The organism is Thermofilum adornatum, assembly GCF_000446015.1.
GTDB lineage: Archaea > Thermoproteota > Thermoprotei > Thermofilales > Thermofilaceae > Thermofilum > Thermofilum adornatum.
Window position 1 is genome coordinate 1,664,781 of sequence record NC_022093.1, and the last position, 23,420, is coordinate 1,688,200.

21 protein-coding genes are annotated in these 23,420 nt (G+C 46.0%); 9 read left to right on the plus strand and 12 right to left on the minus strand.

Annotated features, from left to right (window positions below; translation table 11 throughout):
• Positions 1 to 148 precede the first annotated feature (148 nt).
• Positions 149 to 961, plus strand: a complete 813-nt coding sequence (locus N186_RS08980) for a putative CRISPR-associated protein (RefSeq protein WP_020963504.1) — start codon at positions 149 to 151, stop codon at positions 959 to 961.
• 64 nt (positions 962 to 1,025) lie between these two features.
• Complete coding sequence (locus tag N186_RS08985) at positions 1,026 to 1,259, plus strand: DUF167 domain-containing protein (RefSeq protein ID WP_020963505.1); 234 nt, start codon at positions 1,026 to 1,028, stop codon at positions 1,257 to 1,259.
• A 342-nt stretch (positions 1,260 to 1,601) separates the two neighbouring features.
• Here N186_RS08985 and N186_RS08990 read toward each other — a convergent pair whose 3' ends face one another.
• From N186_RS08990 to N186_RS09010, 5 genes are read right to left on the minus strand one after another with little or no spacing between them, the layout of a single operon-like run.
• Positions 1,602 to 2,564 (minus strand): ABC transporter ATP-binding protein, encoded by a 963-nt coding sequence (locus N186_RS08990; protein ID WP_052885715.1) that lies wholly within the window; start codon positions 2,562 to 2,564, stop codon positions 1,602 to 1,604.
• 5 nt (positions 2,565 to 2,569) lie between these two features.
• Positions 2,570 to 3,571 (minus strand): ABC transporter ATP-binding protein, encoded by a 1,002-nt coding sequence (locus N186_RS08995; protein ID WP_020963507.1) that lies wholly within the window; start codon positions 3,569 to 3,571, stop codon positions 2,570 to 2,572.
• Positions 3,568 to 4,674 (minus strand): ABC transporter permease, encoded by a 1,107-nt coding sequence (locus N186_RS09000; protein WP_020963508.1) that lies wholly within the window; start codon positions 4,672 to 4,674, stop codon positions 3,568 to 3,570. Before N186_RS09000 ends, N186_RS08995 begins: the two co-directional genes overlap by 4 nt.
• A gap of 12 nt (positions 4,675 to 4,686) precedes the next feature.
• Positions 4,687 to 5,757, minus strand: coding sequence for an ABC transporter permease (locus N186_RS09005; protein WP_240366738.1), 1,071 nt, complete (start codon positions 5,755 to 5,757; stop codon positions 4,687 to 4,689).
• A 27-nt stretch (positions 5,758 to 5,784) separates the two neighbouring features.
• Complete coding sequence (locus tag N186_RS09010; protein WP_020963510.1) at positions 5,785 to 7,932, minus strand: ABC transporter substrate-binding protein; 2,148 nt, start codon at positions 7,930 to 7,932, stop codon at positions 5,785 to 5,787.
• 238 nt (positions 7,933 to 8,170) lie between these two features.
• On the opposite strand from N186_RS09010, the gene N186_RS09015 reads away from it, so the two are divergent.
• The 4 genes from N186_RS09015 to N186_RS09030 all read left to right on the plus strand — a co-directional run bounded on the left by N186_RS09015 (position 8,171) and on the right by N186_RS09030 (position 12,916).
• Positions 8,171 to 9,328 (plus strand): hypothetical protein, encoded by a 1,158-nt coding sequence (locus tag N186_RS09015; RefSeq protein WP_020963511.1) that lies wholly within the window; start codon positions 8,171 to 8,173, stop codon positions 9,326 to 9,328.
• Between the two features lie 46 nt (positions 9,329 to 9,374).
• On the plus strand, positions 9,375 to 9,974 hold the full coding sequence (locus N186_RS09020; RefSeq protein WP_020963512.1) for a hypothetical protein: 600 nt from the start codon (positions 9,375 to 9,377) through the stop codon (positions 9,972 to 9,974).
• A 70-nt stretch (positions 9,975 to 10,044) separates the two neighbouring features.
• Entirely contained in the window at positions 10,045 to 11,406 is a 1,362-nt protein-coding gene (locus N186_RS09025; RefSeq protein WP_020963513.1) for a nucleotide-binding protein, read from the plus strand.
• A 4-nt stretch (positions 11,407 to 11,410) separates the two neighbouring features.
• Positions 11,411 to 12,916, plus strand: a complete 1,506-nt coding sequence (locus N186_RS09030; protein ID WP_020963514.1) for a glycosyltransferase family 2 protein — start codon at positions 11,411 to 11,413, stop codon at positions 12,914 to 12,916.
• Positions 12,917 to 12,942: 26 nt separating this feature from the next.
• On the opposite strand, the gene N186_RS09035 is transcribed toward N186_RS09030, so the two are convergent.
• On the minus strand, positions 12,943 to 13,383 hold the full coding sequence (locus N186_RS09035) for an RpiB/LacA/LacB family sugar-phosphate isomerase (RefSeq protein WP_020963515.1): 441 nt from the start codon (positions 13,381 to 13,383) through the stop codon (positions 12,943 to 12,945).
• A 59-nt stretch (positions 13,384 to 13,442) separates the two neighbouring features.
• Entirely contained in the window at positions 13,443 to 14,843 is a 1,401-nt protein-coding gene (locus tag N186_RS09040) for a phosphohexomutase domain-containing protein (RefSeq protein ID WP_020963516.1), read from the minus strand.
• A gap of 390 nt (positions 14,844 to 15,233) precedes the next feature.
• Here N186_RS09040 and N186_RS09045 point away from each other — a divergent pair, with 390 nt between their 5' ends.
• Positions 15,234 to 15,521 carry a hypothetical protein gene (locus tag N186_RS09045; RefSeq protein ID WP_052885717.1) on the plus strand — a complete coding sequence of 96 codons (288 nt, stop codon included), beginning with the start codon at positions 15,234 to 15,236 and terminating at the stop codon, positions 15,519 to 15,521.
• Positions 15,496 to 15,951, plus strand: a complete 456-nt coding sequence (locus tag N186_RS09050) for a type II toxin-antitoxin system VapC family toxin (protein WP_020963518.1) — start codon at positions 15,496 to 15,498, stop codon at positions 15,949 to 15,951. Before N186_RS09045 ends, N186_RS09050 begins: the two co-directional genes overlap by 26 nt.
• Before the next feature lie 134 nt (positions 15,952 to 16,085).
• Here N186_RS09050 and N186_RS09055 read toward each other — a convergent pair whose 3' ends face one another.
• The 5 genes from N186_RS09055 to N186_RS09075 form a co-directional block, all read right to left on the minus strand.
• Positions 16,086 to 16,790: a hypothetical protein gene (locus tag N186_RS09055; protein WP_148682198.1), complete on the minus strand. Its 705-nt coding sequence runs from the start codon at positions 16,788 to 16,790 to the stop codon at positions 16,086 to 16,088.
• Positions 16,791 to 16,795: 5 nt separating this feature from the next.
• Positions 16,796 to 18,379 (minus strand): hypothetical protein, encoded by a 1,584-nt coding sequence (locus N186_RS09060; protein ID WP_020963520.1) that lies wholly within the window; start codon positions 18,377 to 18,379, stop codon positions 16,796 to 16,798.
• A 384-nt stretch (positions 18,380 to 18,763) separates the two neighbouring features.
• Complete coding sequence (locus N186_RS09065) at positions 18,764 to 19,318, minus strand: thymidine kinase (RefSeq protein WP_052885590.1); 555 nt, start codon at positions 19,316 to 19,318, stop codon at positions 18,764 to 18,766.
• A 57-nt stretch (positions 19,319 to 19,375) separates the two neighbouring features.
• Positions 19,376 to 20,590: a hypothetical protein gene (locus N186_RS09070; RefSeq protein ID WP_020963522.1), complete on the minus strand. Its 1,215-nt coding sequence runs from the start codon at positions 20,588 to 20,590 to the stop codon at positions 19,376 to 19,378.
• Positions 20,591 to 20,650: 60 nt separating this feature from the next.
• Positions 20,651 to 22,213 (minus strand): ABC transporter ATP-binding protein, encoded by a 1,563-nt coding sequence (locus N186_RS09075; RefSeq protein WP_052885718.1) that lies wholly within the window; start codon positions 22,211 to 22,213, stop codon positions 20,651 to 20,653.
• Positions 22,214 to 22,295: 82 nt separating this feature from the next.
• On the opposite strand from N186_RS09075, the gene N186_RS09080 reads away from it, so the two are divergent.
• Positions 22,296 to 23,351 carry an ABC transporter permease gene (locus tag N186_RS09080; protein WP_020963524.1) on the plus strand — a complete coding sequence of 352 codons (1,056 nt, stop codon included), beginning with the start codon at positions 22,296 to 22,298 and terminating at the stop codon, positions 23,349 to 23,351.
• Positions 23,352 to 23,420: the final 69 nt, after the last annotated feature.

Consider the following 23,420-nt stretch of genomic DNA (forward strand, 5'->3'; position numbering starts at 1 on the left):
TATTGTGGGAACATTTACAACGCCTTGTACTTTATGTTATGGCATGCAGTGCGCGCTAACCCCAAGGGTTAAAATAATCGCTATCATTTAAGAAATTTTTCTTACAGAAAACAAAATAAATCTCCTCTCCGTAGCTTTTTTGGCACTTATGAGTCAAGAAAAAGTCGTTCACATTGTTACCGTGGGGACGAGCATTGTTAGGAATATAGCGCAAAATGTTTCTGGACAAAGCGTCTCTAGCGAGGTTTTAGAGAAATTCAAGAGGTGGGCTCAGGCTTCTCCCAGGAGCAGAGAGGACGCTGAAGCTGGTGAGAGGGCTTGTAGCGGCTGCGAGGAGTTCGAGGCTGGGCTGAGGATTCTTGCCAGCAAGCCGTATGAGGTGAGCGCTGAGCTTAACGCTATGAGGTCTTACCTGGAGGAGGGAATGGTCGACGCCGTTGTGCTTCTTTCGTCTGATACTGGTGTGTCTGAGTTCTCTGCGAAGATTCTTGAGGCTTATCTCTCCTCGGAGGGGAAACTTGTAGAAACAATTAGGGTGCCGGGCCTCGGCCTGGACTTTCAGGAGGGTCTGATTAACCTGGTGGACACAGTTGCAAGCGTTGTGGCAAGGTATAGAGGTCTGGGTTATAGGGCATGGATAAACCTTACGGGGGGCTTCAAGCTGGAGGCGGCTGTCCTGTATCTCGTCTCCTGTCTGTCTAGGCTGGGCGTCGAGAAGGCCTACTATATACATGAGGCCATGAGGAGCACTGTGGAGGTCCCAGCTATACCTGTAAAGCTTGAGGACTCCCTGCTGAGAACTGTCGAGCGGCTAGGCGATCAAGAGGTCGAACTAGAGGAGGCACGTAAAAGGATAGGCGAAGAGATGCTAGATGTCCTCCTTAGGAGTGGGCTTGTCGAAAGGAGTGGCACAACTGTGAGGATAAGGAAGTGGGTATTGCACTTGGTGAGAGGCTTCTAGCAGAGAAATGTGGATCACAGCGCGCGCTCAAAATTTATTTCCAAAAGTTATTATCCATATTGTGATGATTTTGAGGTATCAAGTAGAGGTCGAGTTTCACAAGGATTATGTCAGGGTGGAGGGCGACAAGATATTTGTAGGTCTCAAGTCGAGGCCGGAGAGGGGAGAGGCAAACATGGAGCTTATTAAGAAGCTTGCAAAGTACTTTGGGGTTTCATCTTCTCAGGTAAAAATTGTTTCTGGCTGGAAGTCTAGGACAAAAATAGTAGAGATCGGGAGTGAAGAAGAAAAGGTTTAGGAGAGAGTATACAAGCCTAGAGTTGCGTCGTGTCTGTCTCTTTTAGCTTTTTATTGACTATGTTCTTCAATATTGCCATGCTTGTCGGATTTGAAGATTAACGTTGTGGAGATAAAAAATCACAAGCATGATACTTTAGAGTATAATAACTTGGAGTATGTTATTCGTTGAGAGAGAAGGATTAGGAGTACTACATTAAGCCTTGAGAAACAACAAGCTGGAACTAGTTCTTGCACGCTAGCATGGCGGCTTTACATTTCAGCCAGAAGAAAACATCGTACTCTATTGTTTAACAGAGATTGAGGAAGACTTTGAGAAAATAAAGCCTAGAATAGAAGAGTTTTAGGCTTTTTCATGTAGCCAGCATGCGACATAGTGGCCGGGCTCAACTTCTATTAGTGGCGGCTCGGCTGTCCTGCATTTTTCTGTGGCGAATGGGCACCTGGGGTGGAACCTGCATCCCTTCGGTATGTCTATTGGCGATGGGGGCTCGCCCTGGATTGCTAGTCTCTGCCTGGTTCTCGCATATTTGGGGTCGGGTATAGGTATTGAGCTTAGTAGGAACTTTGTGTATGGGTGCAGGGGGTTCTCGAATATTCTATCCGATGGCCCTAGCTCGACGATTTTTCCTAGATACATTACTCCTATCCTGTGGCTCATGTATTTGACTACTCCTATGTCGTGGGATATGAAGAGGTAGGATATCTTCCTTTCTCTCTGTATGTCTTTAAGCATGTTTAGTATAGATGCCTGCACAGAGACATCTAGGGAAGATGTTGGCTCGTCTAGGACTATGAAGCTTGGGTTCAGGGTGAGCGCCCTGAGGATAGCTATTCTCTGTTTTTGTCCACCGCTGAGCTCGTGGGGGTATCTGTATAGGTGCTCCCTTCCCAGGCCAACGCTTTCTAGTTGCTTTACAATGTATTCTTCGGGGTCTCCGACCGGGATATTGTGCTCGAAGAGTGGCTCAGAGAGTATCTCGAAAATGGTCATCCTGGGGTTTAGAGATGTGTTTGGGTCTTGGAAGACTATCTGGGCATTTCTCCTGAACTGTTTTAACTCTTCACCCCTAAGGGACATGACGTCTTTTCCATTGAAGAATATTTTTCCAGACGTTGGCTCTAGGAGGCGTATAACGGTTCTGCCTAGTGTCGACTTTCCGCACCCACTTTCACCCACGAGTCCAAGGGTTTCGCCCTGGCTTATAGTGAAGTCGACGCCGTCGACGGCTTTGACAGTCTTAAATAGGGAGCCTCTTACCTTGAAGTATTTCTTCAGGTTTTCAACCCGTATAAGTTCCGCCATTTTTCTCACCTCTTTGCATGTAGCCAGCAGTGAACAACGTGACCGTTACCTAGATCTATTCTGGGAGGGTCTTCCTTTCTGCAGATCTCCATAGCGAATGGGCATCGGGGGGCGAAGGGGCAACCAGGCTTCATGTCTATCAAGTTGGGAACGGTGCCCGGTATTGATTCTAGCCGCTCGATTCGTTTCAATGGGTTTGGGACGGCCCTTAATAGGAGTTGGGTGTAGGGGTGCATTGGTGCCTCGAATATAGTGTTTACGTCTGCTGTTTCGGCTATTCTGCCTCCATACATGACATAAACCCTGTCAGCTGTCTCTGCTACTACTCCTAGATTGTGTGTGATTAAGAGGAGGCTCATCTTGTATTTTTCTTTCAGCCCCCTCAACAGGTCTAGGATCTGTGCCTGGACTGTTACGTCTAGGTTGGTTGTCGGCTCGTCTGCAATTAGGAGCCTCGGCTTGTTTGCTATAGCTGTGGCAATCACAACTCTCTGCCTCATCCCCCCGCTAAGCTCATGTGGGTAGTTCTTGACCCTGACCTCGGGGTTCGGAATCAATACGTCTCGGAGCAGTTGGACAGCCTCTTGATAAGCCTCGTCCTTAGTTATTGGTCTATGCTCAAGAATGGTTTCAGCTATGTGGTCTCCTGCAGTGTATAGTGGGTCTAGTGAGCTTGAGGGGTCCTGGAATATGTAGGCAATCTCGTTTCCCCTTATTTCCCTGATCTCTTCTGGCGACAGCTTTAGCAGGTCAACAATTGTCCCGTCTCTCTTCCTGAACAATGCTTGTCCAGTCTCAATGCGCCCAGGCGGATCTATCAAGCCTGTAATCGCCTTTGTGAAAACAGACTTCCCACAGCCCGTCTCTCCAACCAGGGCGACTGTTTCCCTTTCGAACACGTCTAGGTAGGCCTGCGAGACAGCGTGTACAACGCCGGCATACGTGTAGAACCTCACCGAGAGGTCTCTTACCGCTAATACCTGGTTTTCGGGCAAAGTGCTACTCATTTTCTCACCTCTATCTTGGCTTTTAACTCTATTGAGCGCCTAGTCTTCGGGTCGAAGACGTCCCTCAGGGCGTCTCCCACTAGGTTCCATCCAAGAGATATTAGTAGCAATGCTGTCCCGGCCTCTATTACTATCCACCAGCTTTTCTCCGGGAAGTACTGCCCCGCCTGTGAAATAATGAGGCCCAGATCGGGGACAGGTGGCTGGGGGCCCAAACCCAGGAACGATAGGGCCGCAGAGCTAAGTGTCGCGGTCGCAAAATCGAATGTAACCATGACTAGGAGTGGAGACATGATGTTGGGGAAAATGTGCCTGGTAAGTATCTTCCACGTTGAAAGCCCCAGAGCCTTTGCGGCCTCTATGAAGCCCTGCTCCTTTACTGATAGGACGGAGCCTCTCACAACCCTTGCGTATGGGGGCCACCAAACGAGTATAAGTGCGAGGAAGACAGAGAGCAGGTTTGCGAGGTTAGGAGCGTCCTTGGGGTTAAGGGCAAATAGGGAGGCAACTATGCTTGTTGCCGTTGGGTTTGCCATCAGGAAGTCTCTAAGAGAGAGCCGGAGCGTTAAGCTGAATGCTATAGCTAGGATTAGCCCTGGGAAAGCGAGCATCATGTCGGTAAACCTCATTAGGATTTCGTCTACTAGTCCTCCGAAATAGCCCGAGACTAGGCCTATCAGAATGCCTATAAGAGAGCTAGTTACAACAATTATTATGCTCATAACAAGGGCTATCCTGAAACCCCTTACCACTAGGCTTAAAACGTCTCTTCCATACTGGTCTGTACCAAACATTGGCAGACCTTCACAGTTCCCAAAACACGGTGGATGAGGCAACTTTCCAGCTAGCTCGGGCTTGTTGAGTATCGGGTATACGTCGTACGGTTCCCATGCAATAAAGGGGCCAAATATCGCTAGAAAAAGTGTAATGACAACAAGGGCTAGACCGGTGAGCCCTATCCTGGAAGAAGTGAAGACATAGACGGAGAGCTTTGTCTCAACGAGTTTGGACCTGTTCTTTTCGAGCCATCCCGGGCTTATCTTTTCCCTTAGACCTGCATATTTGTCTATAAGCCAGCTTCCAAAACGGTAAACAGGGTTCATGCTTCTCGACCTCTAGTATCTCACCCGGGGATCAATCAAGGCGTAAATGAGGTCTACTATGAGATTCATGACTATGTATATTATCGAGAACAGGAATGTTCCAGCAATGATTATAGGGAAGTTAAGCCTAGTTATCCCCTGATACATGTAGAGCCCCATTCCAGGAATATTGAAGACAGTCTCAGCTATTATTGCCCCGGTAAGTAGCCCGGCAAAATCAAGTCCAAGAATGGTCACTATTGGTGCAAAGGCGTTCTTCAAAGCGTGGCGCCATATCCGCTGGTTTGTCAGCCCTCTAGCCTTTGCAAAAAGGATTGACTCTGATGTGAAGGCGTCGAGAAGACTGTTCCTCACTATTCTGGCAATGAATCCCCCTGATAGCAGGCCAAGAGCCAGTCCTGGAAGCCACATTCTTACCACCGTATCGGAAACAACACTAAATTCTCCACACATTGGGGCGCCAAAGATTGGGACTTGCCCAACTGCCCATACCAAGTAGCCCAGCACTGGCACAGCGTCCCTTATAGAGTCTAGGCGGGCGGCACAGGAAAGGGAATAGAACGGTACTCCAGCGAGCAAAGAGGCTCTGGCATATACGTAGAAGGCGAGTATCAAAAAGTAGTATAGCACGAAGGCTGGAATAGAGCTACCGAACAATGCAAATATCCTTACAAAAAAGTCGATGACACTGTCCTTCTTTGCGGCGGCAACTATGCCTAGAGGTATCCCTATAGCCACCGTAAACAGCATCCCAAAAATCGCCAGCTCGACTGTTATGGGGAATCTCTGTGCCACTTGCTGGACAACTGGGGTTCCACGCACCGGGTCAATAAGTGTACCGCTCAGCAACTTTTCAACCAGGAAGACGAATTGCTCGTACCAGGGCGCGTCGAACTTGTATTCCTTTTTTAGCTTGTCGAGGGTTGATGGATCCATGAGTTTCTCTCCTACCCATGCCCTGACGGGGTCAGTAGGTATAACGTATGCAATTAGGTAAGTTATCAGCAACGCCCCTATCACGCTGGGCAGAAAGGTCAGCAACCTCCTTAAAAGATAACTTCCAAGTCCCATTTTCCAACTCACCAAAAAAGAAAAAAAGGTTTTAAGTTTTTAGGGCTTGAATCCATATAGTTGTTGCCATAATGTCGCGTTCCAGTAGTATGGGTTGTATTTGAGCAGGATGTAGCTATCTTCCTTGTAGTCTGCAACATAGTATGGACCAGTTGATACAGGCTTTGTTGAAAGTAGCTTGAATGTCGGGTCATCTTCGCCTACACCCACATATTTAGCCCACGCCGCGGGGTTTCTACCATTGTTTGAGTCGGCTAGAGCCGCCTGGTAGTTATTTCCAAGGGCGTACTGCATCGGTATAATTGAGCCGACGCCCGTGACGAATATCTGGAGTATTGGGACGTAGGGGAAGCGTAGCTTGAACTTTACTACGCCCGCTGTCGGCCCGCTGTACTTGAAGAAGCTTAGTAGCTCGTTTAGGCTGTGGACTTCTGCAGACTTGCCCATGTAGAATGTTACTAGCCCGTTTGTCTTTGCTAGGTTGTCTAGCTCGCTCTCTGTCATAACGCTTGAAGCGTTAACATCTATGTAGCTGTCGATCATCCATTGGGGCCCACCTGGTAGGTTTAGTCTAACTGCGCGCCACACGCTGAAGAGCGCGTCTACAGCTGTAATGGGGTAGGTCTTGTTGTTCCACGGGTCGTATGCCTTGACGTTGCCCCTCATTACGAAGTAGAGCTCTGTCAGATCCTTGCTGAAGGCCCACGCGACAGAGAGCTCTGGGATAGGCTCGGTATCTTCTTTCCACATTGTGACTAGCTTTCCATAGGTTTGCCAGAATATTTCCCAGCCGAAGCTCTCGTAGGACTTTGCTGGGTCAAATGTGTCTGGCCAGCCGATGTCTCCTATAACCATTGTTTCTGGGCTGTTCTTGACGCCCGCTACACCGGTGTCAGCGACTGGAGCGTTGGGATCCTCCCATACCAGGTCGTATCTAGCAAAGGTGGCAACGGGGTAGTACATGTCGTGTACCCATGATCCGTAGTTTTCGCCCGTGATTTGTTGCCCTAAGATGAGTAACGTTGCCTGCTTATTGAAATAAATCGTTGCCGCCTGGAGCACTGCTTCCCTGATCGTTGGGTCTACTATTCTCTGGGCAGCCTTGCATAGGGCGCTTAGTGCAACATCTTTGAGTCCTCCTGTTCCAAGAGTGACCATGTTTACTGGGTTTGCCCAGTTGCTGTTTGTTGTGTCCCAGTCAACCACGTAGCCAATAGTGATTATCGGCTTGTTTGTCGGACCCGTATATTTCGCGCCGGTACCCTTCTCGCCGGCGACAACTATGAACTTCTCGGTCTCTACAGTCATGTTTACGTTTGCGAGATATTTTCCAACGTCTCCTGGAGCGACGTTGCTATTGATCTCTAGATTCTTGAACTCTGCGCCTCCCCAGACAAATGGCATCAAGTAGTCGTCTGGGTCGAAATAGTCGGGGATCCATCCTAGAAGCATGACTTGGAACTGGAAGTGGTCTGTCAAGTCAAGGTACTTTGGCCACGAGTAAGACTCTACTGTCACCTTGAATCCTAGCTGGCTCCATGACTGCTGGAGCAGTGTCGCTATTTGCTGGCGCGCAGTGTTGCCCTCGTTATAGATAATGGTTATAACGTACTTGCTTGGGTCGAAGCCTTTAGCCTTAAGCTGGGACATTATCTGTTGTGCCTTATTCATGTCGTACTCATACTTGTTTATGCCGAACTCTGTATAGCCAGGCATCCCCTTGGGTATTATAGTGTAGAGCCTCGTGTATAGGCCTCCAAACACCTGTTTCAGTATGACGTCATAGGGCACAGCATATGCCAGTGCCTGTCTAACCTCCGGAATATTGAAGGGTTCCTTCATGGGGTTAAGTCCTACATACTGAATTGTAAGTTGTGGCTTGTCTGGTCTCCTCACCAGGTGGAGGGTAAAGTTACCTACCTTTGTATTGTTTACATCAGGCCATCTCGCCGGGGTTACAGCAGCTATATCGAATACCCCGGTTTTATACATGTTAATTCTTGTTCCCTCATCGTTGACAATTACGTAGAGTATTTGCTTGTGGAATGGTCTAGCCTGTGCAACTGGTCCCGTGGGTGTGGGACCCTTTGGAAGCAAAACTATTACCGCAACAATTAGAAGTATTACAGCAATAATTACGGCGTATAAGGTATTTTTATTTAAGCCTTTGGATTTTGTTGTTTGCACACATTAAAGGATAAGAATAACTATTTAAAGTATTATCATTGACAAACTACTAGCTATCTTTAAAGATTTTTTATTAAATAAAGAAGTCGTAAATAAATTCTTGAACAATTTCCTTAAGGAGAAGATGCATATATGTCAAATTCCTTGAAACAACCGTTTTAATTCCTTTGAGAAATTTTGCTATCCTTTATAAGTTTATTTCTTTACTTTTTTATTTGGTTTTAAAGATAGAAATCACATGAATTATAAACGTTCAAAAGTTAGGGCAAGCCTAAAACAGCTAGTTGCAAGTACCTCGTTGCATTTTGAACCTTGCAGTTTAAAGGGGAAAATGCAAAAACCACGGGTAGCAGATGGTGAGTATGCTCAAATTTTTGTAAAGCAAGATTATCATGTAGTATTTACTCATGACTGGTTCAATAGGTCGACAGGCAACTATGGATGCGCCTATCTTGTAAGATTCGAGGAGCCAAGAGAGGTTGAGGGTTCTTTCTGGGATTTTCTGCACAACCGGAGTTACAAGGCAAGAGTTTGGACGAGTAGCCTGCACGTATTTTACGACGCTAAAAAGGAGAGAATTGTCCTAGTGGATCCCATCGTTTCTGGTTCCCTAAAGAGTGAGGGACTAGCGGATCATGAGGGAGCTCCTATAGACCTATATGGGAAAGAGCATTTCCTTTTAGGTGAATTCTGGCTTGCTGGACTTGGAGGGAAGCTAAAGATATATGAGACTTGGGAAGGAAACCAAGCCACAATTGTTGGCTATTTGGGTTCAAATGTTGAGCCAAGGTTCTCGGGAAAAGCCTTCACTGCCAGCGCTTTCAATCTCAGGTCTCTTTGGGCTGAGTACTATTTCTCGCGCCTAGTTCACCCTCTTAGTGGCCTAGCCGAAGTCTCCATAGATTCCTCGATAACCTACAATTACGACTTCCAGTCCGAATATGTCTCCGCGAGAAACATTGACTGGCCCGTGTCATTTATATTCAAGGGATTCCACATGGCAGGAGAAGTTAAAAGCTACTTTTTTGGCGAGACACCTTTCGGGAACGAGATGAAGATGCTTGTGAAGACAAGCGCTTCCTGGACGGGAGACAGGGGAACAAAGGGACTCATCTATCTCCCTCTGATTAATGGGTATCTCTACGGACATATGCGTCTCTATAGAATAGGCGAAGACCTTGTAGCAGGTACCTCTCATCTTGACCAATTTCCCGTAGAGTCTTGGAGCGGATACTCTATACTTGCGAGGAAAATTTTTGTAGAAATGGCCTCGATTCGAGGGTTAAACGTAAAGGAAAGATTTTCCTATCTATATAACAGGGAGGGCCCAATATTTGAAGATAATCATCCAAGGTTGCATTCAGGCTATGTCAGCCTCATAAGAAAACACAGCTAGAAGATATGCAGTGAGATTTAACTAGCCGATGCTTGGCTTTATCCATATGCTGTATATAAATGTCTCGGAGAGAGTGCTACAAAAGATTAGCACGTGGAAGAAAGTCTGGCTCCCCTACGTCCTTTATACAAGCCTCCACAACCCAAAATATGTTTACCTCTTTGACTGCGTATTTTCAAGTAAACTAAGGAACGACTCATTGAGCCTCTTATTGTCTAGACGGATCGAGAAAGAGTACCTGGCAAGCTCTGAAAATATTCCCTTTAAGTTTCCCCTCTACCCTGACAAGGATTGCCAAAGAGATGTTCTAGAATATCTTACAAATATGTATAGAGAACAGTCGCTCCAAATGCATCAAAATGTTTCTTTTGAACAAACTGACTACTTGGCCGTAAGAATGCTAGGCGTACCTAGCGCTATGAGAAAATTAGAGGAGTATTTCAGGCAATTCTCAAAGAGAAGTCCTTTGCAAGGAATCTTGAACGATATCCAGAATATGGAGCTCGAGCATAAAGGAATCGCATACTCTTTGTTTGTTTTTGATGGAAAAATGACATATAATGTCATTGGTGAAAAATTGATACAGATGAAGATTCTAGAAAAATATTTGACAGGGGGACAGGTTTTGGAGCAACTTTTCCCTTAAACGGGAACGCTCAGTCAAGCGTCTAAATTGAACTAAAAAATATAAATACTTCCTTTTCGGAAATATAAACATGCGTAGATATGTTTTCCTAAAGGTTAAAGGTGGTGTTGGCGGCTCATCACTAGCACTCTCGCTTGGCAAGTTTCTAGCGCTAAGAGGTTCAAAAGTCTTAATTGTAGACGCGGATCCAGTAAGCACAATATCTGAGCTTGTTGGACACAAGGCTAAGGGCATTATCCAGGCTGTAAAAGAAAATCTTGACTATAGGACATCACTAAAAACAATTGAGACTGGAAAGGGGACTCTAACAGTTTTGAGGATATATAGTGAAAGGATTCCCCTAGAAGTAGAGAAGCGAGACTTATTGTCTTTTAAAGACAAGTTCTCTGAGACATATACGAGAGCGCTTAATAGCGAAAATGTTGACTATGTTATTGTTGACCATGAGGCGGCCCTGTCTTATGAAGATCCACTATTCTCTATTGAAAGAAAAAATTTCCACGAGACATACAAGGGGATCCAAGAAGGGATAATAATGGTTCTCGAGCCGACCCCAGTGTCTCTCAGCTCTACAAAGAGGTATATTGATGCACTACAGGCTAAAGAACAGCTACCGTTTTCGGCCATCATAGTTAACAAAGTTCCCACAGACGAAGAAACTATGACAAGGGCTAGAGAGATACTGGAGGAAGCCATGGAATATAGTGGCGCCAAGGTTGGCGCGCTTATCCCTATTATTAATGACTATGTTCTCTATAGACCCGGGGCTTTCACGCTTTACCCGATTCCCGTAGGCGTCATGGAAATAGCGCTAGCCTTAGAAAGAAACAAAAAGATAATGTATACCCCTTCACATCTAGACGCCTTAAAGAAAGCAGTTTATATAAGGTCCACTATGCTTATTGAGACAGACTCTTCCAATATTCTCAAATGCATACAGGAGATACTAGAGGTTCCAAAGAAAATATACTCTGAGGAATTCAAGGCCTTAATTTTCTCAACACAGAGATTCTCGACCCTAATAGCAGAATCAAGCTATGTTGACTACTATGGAACAACATATTCCTATGAAGCAACCAAGCTAAAAACAGGGAGCGTAGAAGAAGTTATAAGACTAGCCAAAAAGCTGGCACAGGACTTCATTAGAGAGATTGAGGCAGACGATACAGAAAAAATTATAGTAATAGCAAGTACAAATGACCTCGAACCCATATACCCCTCACAAGAGGCGCCCCAGCTCTCTAGGGCATTTTGGAAGGAGTTCCTAGAAAGCCTTAAGCATGGAACAAAAAATGCTTCTATAATCCTCCTATGTGAGCCTATTGGAGCACAGTGCCAAGCATTGAGGGGACTGGTAGATATAGCTATACGTTCAGACTACAAAGAGGGGGTTCCAAAATGCACAGTTCTCCAATCAAAGATCCCTGGCTAGAAACATGAAGAGAATAATAAATTACCTCGTCTTTTTTTCGCCTTTCCTCGCGGCACTAATTGCAACTTATCTTACCTTCAGCGACGTTTGGCTGGTGTGGCTTGCATATGGCGTTTGGCTAGCAATGTTTACGGGTTTCTTCGTATTTCTAAACTACACACTTGTGACACTTCGATACAGAAAGTATGATGCAAGGTACGTAGGGAAACCCCTAAACCTTAGGATTGCGGCCTTTGTCACGTCATTTAATGAGGATCCAGGTATTATTAAGGACACGCTTCTCTCAGTTAAGGCCGCACTTAAGGGTAGAGGCGACGTGTATCTTTTGGACGACTCGACCAGGCCCGAGATAGTCAAAGAAATGGAGGAATTTTGTAAAGTTAATGGTATATATTATATCCATAGGACTGACCGCAGAGGCTTCAAGGCTGGAGCCATAAACAATGCCCTAAGGCTTGTTGGAGACAAGTATGACCTCATAGCTATATTCGACGCTGACCAGCGTCCAACCTCAGGCTTCTTTGATGCGGTAATTCCATTCTTTAGAGACGAGAATGTCGCATTTGTCCAGGTTCCTCAAAAATACACCGAGATAGACTCCTATGTCTCTCAGGGCGCAAAGTACCAACAGGAGCCCTTCCTAAGGATAATAATGCGTGGGAGAAGCGAGTCGTCGGCTTTTTCCCTGGGTTCTGGCACGGTTTTCCGGGCAAGCGTCCTTAAGGAAGTCGGGGGCATGGACGAGTCGAGCATAACTGAGGACGCGGCAACCTCTGTAAAGATTCACTCCATGAAATATCTCTCCCCCTACCTGGACGAGGAGCTTATCTGGTATGGAGAGCCGCCTCCAGACGCTTCTGCATATGTACAGCAGCAGAGCAGATGGTCTTTTGGCTATTTCCAGCTTACACCTAATCTTTTAAAGATGAGCCTCGACATTCAGGTCTTCTTTGACTATGCTGCTGGCTTTTATTATTGGCTGAAAGAGGGTATCCTTACATTGTTCGAAATAATTGCGCCAATAGTCTTCCTATTGTTAAGGAGACCCTACATCAAGCTTGACCCGTTCCTTTATGCCATTGTCTACTTTCCCTATTTGTTCTTCTCGACGGCCATATTCACCTATAGCATACGGAGAAAAACCTATGGTCTTAGGGGCTTCCTTCTCCACCAGTTCGTAGAATACATAGCCTTCTTCGGGTTAACGGTCTCATTTTTCTCCTGGCTTGCTAGGCGTAAACGTCCATTCAAGGTGACCCCGAAAGGCAGGGGGAGAAGAGCGTTCGGCGTTGTTGTACCCCACGTTTTCTTTGACATTCTCTTGCTTTTATCAATATTTGCTGGTGTCGCGTGGTACCCATCTGCACCAATGATTCTGCAAGCCGCGATACTGGTAAACCTCTTCTGGGCTGTTTGGCACTACTTCTTCTTGACGGGCTCGATAATAGTTGCACTGTCGGTTCCAAGAGAAAGAGAAGAAGCAAGATACGTTGAGAAAATAAAGAAATAAAAAGAAAACTCTTCCCGTTAAGCCGTTCAGGCTTGGTCAAGATTTTTGAGGTAGTCTATGTTTTCCCTCTCAGAGGGGTCGGGCTCTTTTACCGAGAACCATTCGTCGAGTATTTCTTTGGCTACCTCTTCTGAGAGCAACCTCGCGCTTAGCGCTAGAACGTTGGCATCGTTCCACAGCCTTGCGCCTCTTGCGTTCTTTGCATCTGTGCATAGCGCTGCTCTTATTCCCTTTACCTTGTTAGCCGCTATGCTTACACCTGTCCCCGTATAGCACATAACTATGCCCGTATCCGCCTTGCCAGATGCTACTAGCTGTGCAACTTCCTGCCCGACCTTTGGCCATGGATAAGGCTTGCCTGTCAGCGCCGAGCCGACCAGGATTACTTCGTGCCCCCTCTTTTTCAGCTCCTGGACAATGAAGGATACAATAGAGTAGTTGTCATCGGAGCCAAAAGCTACCCTCATCACTTAGACGTATAGTTTTCCCAATTTATAGCCTTTACTCCGAAACTAATGACTAATTTTTAGCCGAGTGTTTTCTCTATTATTTTTCCTCCAAGCCTCTTCGCGAGCTCAAATATCTTTGCCTCCACACTTGAAACTATTTCTCGCAGTCTCTCGTTGGTTTTAGCCTCCGAGTAGATCCTAAGCTTTGGCTCTGTACCGCTCTTCCTGACGAGCAACCAGGACCCGTCTGGATACTCGTATCTAAATCCATCAATGTCGATGATTCTAGCCGGCTCGCCTAGGAGACCTTTAAGCTCTTCTACCAGCTCTTCATAAAGCCTGTCCCGTATCTCTTCGGGGTCAAGGATATAGCTTCTCCTGTCCCAGGGATAGTCTGGGATATTTTCTTCCTCTAGCAACTTTGAGAGAGGCTTCCCGGTTTCAACCATGTTCTTTAGTATTATTGCTACTTGTAGGATGCCGTCGACCCAGTGTCCCCAGGAGGGGAGGATAAGCTTCCAAGGCTCGCATGCCACAGCAACGTTGCCGGGCCCTAGCTGCTTTACACGTTCATGGGTCTTTCCTAGGGGGTACCTCTCTAGCCTTACGCCGTGCCTCTCTACGACCTCGTCTAGGGCCAATCCGGTATCAATGCTTGCTATAACATGGCCAGGCTTGTCCTCGAGTGCCAAGTTTGCATAGTATGCTAGTAGCCTGTCCAGCTTTATGTATCCACTCTGCGTGTCAAGAACTGCAAGCCTGTCCCCGTCCCCGTCGTGTGCCAGGATAATCGATGCATTTACAACGCTTGCAATCCCAGAGTACTGTTCTAGCACGTCCTTCCTGGGCTCAGGTAAACGTGCCGGGAAATGCCCGTCAGGGTTACAGTTCATGGTTATAGGCCTAGCCCCCATCATCCGAGCTATCCTAGGCGAGACGTCAAAAGTAGCGCCATTTGCACAGTCGATAATTACTATGGGTCTCCAGGCAGTCCTCGACGGGGCAAATCTTTCTAAAAGCTCTGTAACATATTCCTCGACGACCAGGCTGTCGCGGGAAAACCCCCCAACTTCTTGCCAAGAAACGGGCCTGAAGCTTTTATCAAGTAAGAGCTCGATTTTCTCCTCGAGGTCCCGCGTAGACTCAAAGCCGTCAGGCGTGTATAACTTAAAGCCGTTATACTCGGGAGGATTATGGCTAGCAGTTACACTTATGCCGAGGCTTTTCCTCCTAGAAGCGGCGAAGCCAGCTATGGGTGTTGGGGCGAGCCCAACCTCATATACGTCTATCCCAGAGGATAACATCCCCAATGCTAATCCATACATTACAAGGTGGCTCGTGATCCTAGAATCATACACGATATGACTCGTCCCCGAAAGGCCTAGATTCCCCAAGACAAGCCCCACGCGGTAAAGCAAGATCGGGTCTAGTTCATTGGGAAACCTTAGCCGGACACCAGCTGTCCCAAATATCTTCACAAAACATGTATAACAGGTGCCTGATTTTTAGTCTTCCGGTCGAGCCGCCATGGACAACCAAAGCGGGTGCTCTATCAAATCAGCGCGCTAAGTAGAGCGTGCAGTGAAGTTCTGTAGGTATGTTTGAATTGTACACGCTGTATCAAAACATTGTCCTAACATTTGCACGGATCAAGAGAGTAAAGATAACACTACCACCTGAAGAAAAGTCCAGATAATTTGGTTTCCTTATATAGGATAGTTGGAGACCCGTTTTACCTCCTATCGTGTGTATTAATACTCATTATAAGTTTTTCACAGAGCTTTAAAGCAAAACTTCAGCTGGTAGTTATAGAAAACAAGTTACTGAAAAACCTTTTTATACTCTCTGGAGTAATTAAGGTGAAGAGTATGAGTGAGAAAGTGAAAACAAGCCTGTTTATAAATCGAGCTCTATGGGAGGAGTTTAAGCTCAAAGTAGGAAGCCGTGTTGGGCTGAGAGCTTTGAGCAGAGCTGTGGAAGAACTTCTAGAAGATGAGGTTGCCGAGTTAGTGGTAGCAGATGAGCTCTCAAAAATGGTAGAGACCTCATCACTCATTGAAGTCAAGCCTGTAAAGCCCAAGGTTCCCACTGACGCCAGCAAGGCTATAAGGGAGCTGAGGGAGAGAGAAAATGAAAAACCCAATAGTGTACCTTGATTCCAGCACAATCGTTAAACGTTACGTAGAAGAAGCTGGTAGCGAGGTTGCCCGCGATGTATACAACTCAGCATTGGCTGGCAACCTAACTCTTTCGTTTTCAGCCTGGAATATTGGGGAGGTGCTGGGGGTTCTAGAGAGGTATCGAAGAAGAGCGTGGTTGGACGATGAAAGCTATGTAGCTGCAAGGATGATGTTTATCGGAGAAACTATAAGATTGTTGAAGCTTGGAGCTTTGATCCTTGTGCCTATCCGAGTTAGACTGCTCGCAGAGGCTTGGAGGCTCCAAGAAAAATACCACATTTACCAGGCTGATGCACTTCAAGTGGTTTCAGCCAAGTACGTAAAGGCGAACAAGATGTATACGGGGGACAGGAGTCTGCATAATGTAGCTCTTGCAGAAGGGCTTCAGAGTGTCATACTTAAGTGAAAATGATGAATTCCCGGGCTTTACAAGTATTGAGAGGCCATTCCATGAGATATAAATTCATAAAGTAAGGTTTTTGAAAATTTAAAACAAAAATGGTTTAAAATAAAAATTTCCTTTTTACCTTCAAAAGCTTCTCAAAGGTTAGCAGGGGGAGGCGGTGGGGGAGGTGCAGTCGGAGCCGTCTTTCTCATCGGCAGGACCATGTTTGCTATGGCGAAGATAGCTAATACTAATCCTAGAACCAAAAATATTGGGTTCCCCGCCATTGAGAGGCCTGACGCTGTTGGAGGAGTATATTCATATCGCAATGTATTCGTATCGCTTATGAACTTGATGTTTTTTGCCTCTTTTGGCAGGTTAATAGTTGATGTGATTATCATTCTAGTATCTGTTGTAACCGCCCCAGCATAAGTGAATACTAAGGTGTTACCCGTCTGGGCTGAAAGTGTTACCTTCTGCTTTTCACTTGCAATCTTCATTTCCCAGTAATCCTTCTTATATACTGCGGCGCCCTTTATAACGTACTTAGCAATGATCCTGTTGTTTGCCTCGTCGACCTGAATATTGAGATTTGTTATCTCGACATCAGTTCTTTTTGATTTGAAGAGTCTAGTTAGCATGCTCAGCATTGGGTACTGTTGTTTAAAGCTGGCGAAGGCAGTTGCAGACATGCTTATAACTTCCTCAACGTATGCATCCCCATTTTCCGCAATATTGTAGGTAGCCTTGTCCTCAAGCTCTAAGACCGCTATTGGCTGAACCTGTGCCCACGTGGTAAAGCCATCTAATAGGATTATCGCGAGGAGCATTAATATTAGAATAGACAAGTACCTTCTCATTTTTATCACCCCAGCCTAAACGTTTGAATGATAGATTCACATGTATTTATCATGTTCTGGTCGAAGACTTGGTAAAATATGATAAAGCCGTAACCCTGATACTCGAAGTACCTTGCAACTATGATAAAGTTTTGACCACTGAAACTATACTGATATGCAACTGCGTCAGCCTGGACACCTGATACTGACACCTTTTGTTCCTTTAAGACTTTCAAGTCACCCTGCTGGCTCATAGCGTTCTCAAAATAACTTCTCAACTCCTGTCTTTTGACGCCTTGAACCCACAAGACAACGATCAGGGCTTGGTCTTGATAGACAAAGTCGACCTCGTATGATCCATGCTGGGAAACAGTCCAACTCTTCGGATATGACATGCTCCACCTTGGCGAGGGGTTTGTATATTGTAGAGACCCACCTGTGCTAGGCTGGCCCGGCGAGCCTGAAGACGAGCCTTGTGATGGACTCTCAGACATGCCAGAGGGTAGCTTTATCCCCCACTTCGCGAGTGTGTCTGGCGGCAGGGTTTCGAGCTCGGGAGGAGTTATACCTAAAGCCTGAAAACCTTTAATATCTACTACATAATGTGGACCATTTATAGCTTCTTTTAACACTTTTACCCCTACCTGTACAGCCTCCTCGAATGAAACCTTCTGATTTAGTGTTGTTGTCTCTATCGGTATTATTTGTCTACTTTGTGGTAGCACTACAACCGTGAAGGCATGACCTGGCATCAGGACTACATATGCGTCGAGACCCTGAGCGATAGCCAGCGAGGCAAAGAAGATTGCCGTGTCTAGACACGTCCCCGCCCTGTCCCTAATCACATCCCTTGGATACTTTACATACTGTGAAACCTGTCCTGTCCAAAATGCCTGTGGCTCTGTCTTATATGATATTCCATTGTAGACAGAGAGCTCCCACATTCCTGACAAGCTTTTTAAGGCTTCCTCATCTGAAAGTGTTGCACCTGCGCCTCCAGCCAGCTTGTTGCCCATGTCTGCGTATTCCCTAACAACGGGGTCAGTGGGTGTTACAAATGCGGCTATTAGGGGATAGTTGCTGAATATGTCGTAGAACGTCCCGGTGTTTTCCTCTGGAGAGAGACTTGTAAATATAAAGTCATGTGCCCCGAGAATCTCTATTGATTTACTCTCAGTTATCTCCTTTTGGGCTCCCCTAGCATCGACATAGGTAATCTTGATGTTGACCTTTGAAGGGGTAGATGTCGTCAGCTTGGCGACCTCGCTGGAAACAATTGGGTAGTAGAGGTTTACAACAGTGCTTCCCGGCAACAGGACAGGGTATTTTCCGCCCTCAACCCAGTCAGAATATTTGTCAATGGAATAGGATATTTTCAAGTCATATATGGGTGATGTCCCGTTATTTGTAAGAATAACCTTTGCAACCCAGAGGCCTAGCTCAGGCCTACCATATACCTTATACGCAGCGCTTATAATGTGTCTCGAGGTTAAGATTTTGTATTCTAGCTTTGGTTCGCCAGACGGTCCTCCCGGTATCGGTATAAAGTATAGGGCGATTAGGAAAACTGCCAGTACTCCTAGAATTATGGACACAGTTCTTTTATCCAAATTTTCACCAAGCTTTCAGCGAGTATTTCTTCGCAAAACAGTTATTTAAAAATTCTGCTAAATGTTTTATTTTATTTTTACTATTAATGGGGGTTTCCGTTTAAAATGTATTTATACATGCCTAGTATCTTGTACAATAAGTATCTCAGGTTAAATAATGAATGTTCTCCTATCATCATAATATTGTGATGTTCATAAAATCTAAGTTAAACGTTTACTTTTAAGATAACAGACCACACCATCCAGAAATATATACGTACCCCACCATAAACATATAAGCGGAAAAATCGAGCATCTAAAAACACAGTCTTTGGAGTCCATTCTAGAACACATAAAAAAAGTTTCTAGAGCGCTTCTGATGTTTGTAAACTTAGAGGGGACCATCTAGGGGACTATATGGTGTTTTCTGCATCTTGCCTCGTATGTTTCTGAGCCGCCTACGAGGACTCTTGGGCTGTCTCTTGGTGCAGGCTTGCCGTTTATGAGCCTCTGGGTCCTAGTGGCGGGTTTTCCGCAGACTTTGCATATTGCTGTCAAGCTTACAACTTTGTCTGCGTAGGCGAGCAACTTCATTGTTGTTTCGAAGGGTTCTCCCTTGAAGTCTAGGTTTAGAGCTGAGACAACTATCATTTTTTCTATGGCTAGCTTGTTGAGTTCCTCTGCCAGTATGGATGGGAAGAATTGTGCCTCATCTATCCCTATAACGTCATAGTTTATGGTTTCGCTGGCTATTCTTTTTACTCCTTCCTCGTCGGGAGGAACCACCAATGCGTTGATCTTTAGACCATTATGTGATATGACGCTTGATGGGTGATACCTCGTGTCTATTGTTGGCTTGTATATTACGACTCTTCTGCCAGCTATCATTTGTCTCTCGATTCGCCTTATAAGCTCTGTAGTTTTTCCCGAAAACATGGGACCAGTTATTACTACCAGCATCACAACTAGTATGATCCAACAAAATTTATGCAAATCCTTTAAAAATTAGGGAAAACCTCAATAAGTTTCCAGGTTTAGACCCAGGAGTCTTGCTACGCCGGATAGTTCCTCAGTGTGGTCGCCTAAAACCAGTGCGTAGTGGTTTCCAAAGCTCCTATCCAATATTACTCTAGGCTGTGAAAGTTTGACCTTTACTTGTGTCCTGCAGTGCCTGTTACTCCATGGAGACTCTAGAATTGTGCCTGTAAATATTCGGAGAGTTTCTAGGTTAGGATTAACCCTGTATACTGTGACTTTTTCGCCTACGGGAAATTTTACCATTATTCCGACACCCCTGCCACTCTCGAAGTGGGTCATTAGAGAGTAGGACGAGATGAGGGGGGCCGTGCAGTGGGCGAAGAGGACACTGTCTCCACTTATAATTGCGGGGTTAGCCATGAAGACTGGCTGACCAGTTGACCATTCGCCTAGAACCATAGAGACGAGGAGAGGAACGTCTCCCTCGCAGGCTACTGGAAAGCCCATGGTATTTAGAAGTGAAAGAGCGAGGCAAGCGGTGGTGTCCAGTTCCTTTATAATGTCGAAGCATTTAATGGTCAAGCCGTCGAGGCTTTTTTCAGCTATAACTTGCTTGATGGCTAGGTACAACCTGTAGGCTTTCTGTATCTCGGACACTGGTATCTTTACTTCAAGTGCATTTTCTATTATTTCCCTGGGCACTTCTACTTCAGAGACAGAGTTGTAGGTTTTGACTAGTTCCTCTAGGGGGACCTCAACGAGTCCCGCCCCTAATCTCTTGTGTAGTGTTTCTGGCTCAACCTTGCTGTAGACAAGCCATGGGCTAATGCCACCTATCAGTCCAAGCCTTGCAACCCTTATCTTTTCATATGTCTTTTCTATGCGTCCAAGTTTCTCCAATAATTCCTGGATCTGCTGGGTGCCTTCCAGCTTTGCGACAGAGACATCTTTACCATTGTTTTTCAGGTATCCAACAGCCTCTATGACTGCTGGCAGGCTGTTGTACTCCTCGATGTATAGCAGGTAAAGGAGCTTTGTCTTCTTGGCCAACGAGATTATTGTGTCCTCTGTTCCCCCCGTAGCTACGAGGACAACTCTTGTCAGACATTCCCTTGCGTTTTCTCCTGACGTCAGTACACCCTCGTATAAGGCTCCATCTAACTTTCGCAACACTGGAGCCAAATATTGTGACTCTAGCCTGTTGCCTTGTTCAACGCCAAGGCTAGAAGCCGCGATGCTTATGCAGGGCGACATGTGGAAAATATAGGGCTCAAACCTATAAAACTTTATTTGTCACGTGGGAATTTTCAAAAATTAGGTTGTCTTCGGTGCCTTCTGGAGAGCAACTCCTCCCATTAGCATTCCGATTTCCTCAAGTGTAAAGTCACTGGTTTTTCCTTGTGCTACAAGTTTGCCTTCGTACATCACGGCTATTCTGTCTGACAACTGGAGTATTTCCTCCAAGTCTGCTGACACAAGTAAAACTGCTTTGCCAGCATTTCTTGCTTCCAGTAAGAGCTCCCTCACATATAGAGTGGAGGCTATATCCAGGCCCTTCGTTGGGTGGACAGCCACTATAAGGGACGACTCTCTGCTGAGCTCACGCCCCACGAGGAGCTTTTGCCTGTTTCCGCCGCTTAGACTCTTTGCTGGAGCAATAATTCTTGGAGCAACGACATTAAACCTGGCTACTAGGTGTTCGGTATACTTTCTTACCTTCTCCCAGTCTATGCGGGACCCCTTTAGGAAAGAGGGCTCCCACTGACGGCCAATAATACTATTCTCCATGACCGTGAAGTCAAGTATCAACCCGTATCTCTCCCTGTCTCCCGGGATATGGGAGAGCCCACTCTTGTACATCTCTATAACGGACCTGTTTGTTACCTCTCTGCCATTTAGGTATACTTTGCCCTTTTCAATCTTCCTCAAGCCTGTAACAGCCTCGATCAACTCGTTTTGCCCGTTTCCCTCTACCCCAGCAATGCCAAAGACTTCGCCAGCCCTTACCTCGAAAGAGACCCCTTTAACCGCTGGAACTCCCATGTCGTTGTTTACCCATAACTCTTCGACTTTGAGAATGGTCTCTCCTGTAATGGTCATGCGCTCAAGATGTGTCAACGCTTCTAGGTCTACTTCTTTCCCTACCATTAGCTCGGCGAGTTTTTCCGGAGTAGCATCTCCTGTTTTAAGTTGTCCAGCAACGGCTCCTTTCCTTAGCACAACTATTCTATCGGTTATCTCGAGAGCCTCTTTTATCTTGTGGGTTATGAATACGACGGAACCGCCTTGTTCCTTAAACCTCTTGACAAAATTGAATAGCTCTGAGACCTCCATCGGCGTCAGGAAAGTTGTGGGCTCGTCGAGTATGAGAACCTTTGTACCCCTGCTTAACGCCTTTATGATTTCTATTCTTTGTCTTTCTCCAAGCGACAAGCTTTCCACAGGAGTGTCTAGGGGTATCTTTAGGCCTAGCTTACTCGTGAGCTCCTCTATTTGTCGCCTGCCAAAGTCAAAATCTAGAGGTGTTAACGCCTGGAGAACGCCTTCGGAACCTTTTCCGGTTCCTAGGATTATGTTTTCTAGTGCAGTCATGTTTGGGACAAGTGTAAATACCTGGTGAACCATCGCTATGCCTCTGGCCAGGGCGTCTCTCGAAGAGGAGAACTTTACACGTTTTCCTTCTACATAGATTTCTCCCTTAGTGGGCTTAATGAAGCCCGACAGTATCTTCATTAGTGTGGACTTGCCGGCACCGTTTTCACCGAGAAGTCCCAATATTTCTCCGGGGTAAATCTCTAAGTCGACACCTCTGAGTGCAACTGTTCCATCAGGGTATGTCTTGTGTATGTCCTTCATCACAACATAGGGCTCCTTCATTGCTAGTAGCATTGTTTCCCGAATATTTATTCTTTCTGTAGAAATCTTTTTAATTACAGAGAGAAATAATAGGGCGTACAATATGCAGAAGTTCAACCTTGATGTTCGTGGTGTGGCCGAGACATTAATAGCACTCCTCGCCGGGCTATTGGCATCCTCGATACTCATACTGTCCTACGGCTACGACCCTATCAAGGCGTTTTACTGGCTCTTTTATGGCGGCTTCGGAAGCCTAGAAAGCATTCTAGACACACTTGGATATGCTACACCACTCATGCTTACCGGCATCGCATTTGGGCTCTGTTTTAAGGGAGGAATGTTCAACGTCGGCGTCGAGGGGCAAGCATACATGGGAGCAATAGGAGCAATCATATTCGGCGGACTCGTTCCAAGGCTTCTCCCAATCCTGTCACCCTTCTCCCTAATATTGGCACTGGCCGGATCTATGCTTCTTGGACTTGCCTGGGCACTGCCGCCTGCACTGCTCAAGGCTTATAGAGGAGTCCACGAAGTAATCTCCACAATAATGTTTAACTGGATAGCATACAACTTCGTAATGTTTCTTGTAAGGGGCCCACTCGTAAACCCATCCCGCCCAGAGATGTCTCTACCAGTAGTAGAAAACGCGAGGTTCAGCGTTGTTCCCGGGTCAGCCGTCCTAACCACCGCAATCCTGGTATCTATCTTTTCAGCTGTCTTGATACACCTCCTCTTAACGTTGACGAGGATCGGCTTTGAGATAAGAATCACTGGCTCAAATATTGACGCAGCTAAATATTCCGGTGTAAACTACAAAAATATCGTGATAACATCTTTCCTACTCTCTGGAGCCCTCAGCGGCTTGGCAGGTGGACTTGTAATCACTGGGAGGCCGCCTGTGTGGGCTCTCTACGGAACCCTTGGAAACATAATGAATGTCGGCTTTGACGGTATGGGGGTAGCTCTAATTGGCAGGAACCATCCACTAGCAATCATTTTGTCAGGAATATTTATTGGTGGCCTATGGAATGGGAGCAGACTGATGGAACCATACTCTGGTGTTTCCTCGGAGCTTAGCAGGGCAATTATAGGGCTGATTGTAATAGCTTTGTCTATACCCGAGCTATCAAAGAGGCTTTCCAGAATCCTCAAGGGGTGACGCTATGATAAAGAAAAGCCTTATCATAACAATTGTTGTCTTCGTTGCATTCCTCTTTTTACTTGAGTA

Excerpts from the sequence above, each read along its gene's own strand:
- N186_RS08990 (WP_052885715.1), bottom strand. The coding sequence starts at position 2,564 with ATGGCGGAACTTATACGGGTTGAAAACCTGAAGAAATACTTCAAGGTA.
- N186_RS09070 (WP_020963522.1), bottom strand. The coding sequence starts at position 20,590 with ATGTCGCCCTGCATAAGCATCGCGGCTTCTAGCCTTGGCGTTGAACAA.
- N186_RS08980 (WP_020963504.1), top strand. The coding sequence starts at position 149 with ATGAGTCAAGAAAAAGTCGTTCACATTGTTACCGTGGGGACGAGCATT.
- N186_RS08985 (WP_020963505.1), top strand. The coding sequence starts at position 1,026 with ATGATTTTGAGGTATCAAGTAGAGGTCGAGTTTCACAAGGATTATGTC.
- N186_RS09035 (WP_020963515.1), bottom strand. The coding sequence starts at position 13,383 with ATGAGGGTAGCTTTTGGCTCCGATGACAACTACTCTATTGTATCCTTC.
- N186_RS09000 (WP_020963508.1), bottom strand. The coding sequence starts at position 4,674 with ATGAACCCTGTTTACCGTTTTGGAAGCTGGCTTATAGACAAATATGCA.
- N186_RS09050 (WP_020963518.1), top strand. The coding sequence starts at position 15,496 with ATGAAAAACCCAATAGTGTACCTTGATTCCAGCACAATCGTTAAACGT.
- N186_RS09055 (WP_148682198.1), bottom strand. The coding sequence starts at position 16,790 with ATGAGAAGGTACTTGTCTATTCTAATATTAATGCTCCTCGCGATAATC.
- N186_RS09080 (WP_020963524.1), top strand. The coding sequence starts at position 22,296 with ATGCAGAAGTTCAACCTTGATGTTCGTGGTGTGGCCGAGACATTAATA.
- N186_RS09020 (WP_020963512.1), top strand. The coding sequence starts at position 9,375 with ATGCTGTATATAAATGTCTCGGAGAGAGTGCTACAAAAGATTAGCACG.
- N186_RS09045 (WP_052885717.1), top strand. The coding sequence starts at position 15,234 with ATGAGTGAGAAAGTGAAAACAAGCCTGTTTATAAATCGAGCTCTATGG.
- N186_RS09075 (WP_052885718.1), bottom strand. The coding sequence starts at position 22,213 with ATGAAGGAGCCCTATGTTGTGATGAAGGACATACACAAGACATACCCT.
- N186_RS09030 (WP_020963514.1), top strand. The coding sequence starts at position 11,411 with ATGAAGAGAATAATAAATTACCTCGTCTTTTTTTCGCCTTTCCTCGCG.
- N186_RS09025 (WP_020963513.1), top strand. The coding sequence starts at position 10,045 with ATGCGTAGATATGTTTTCCTAAAGGTTAAAGGTGGTGTTGGCGGCTCA.
- N186_RS09065 (WP_052885590.1), bottom strand. The coding sequence starts at position 19,318 with ATGCTGGTAGTAATAACTGGTCCCATGTTTTCGGGAAAAACTACAGAG.
- N186_RS08995 (WP_020963507.1), bottom strand. The coding sequence starts at position 3,571 with ATGAGTAGCACTTTGCCCGAAAACCAGGTATTAGCGGTAAGAGACCTC.
- N186_RS09015 (WP_020963511.1), top strand. The coding sequence starts at position 8,171 with ATGAATTATAAACGTTCAAAAGTTAGGGCAAGCCTAAAACAGCTAGTT.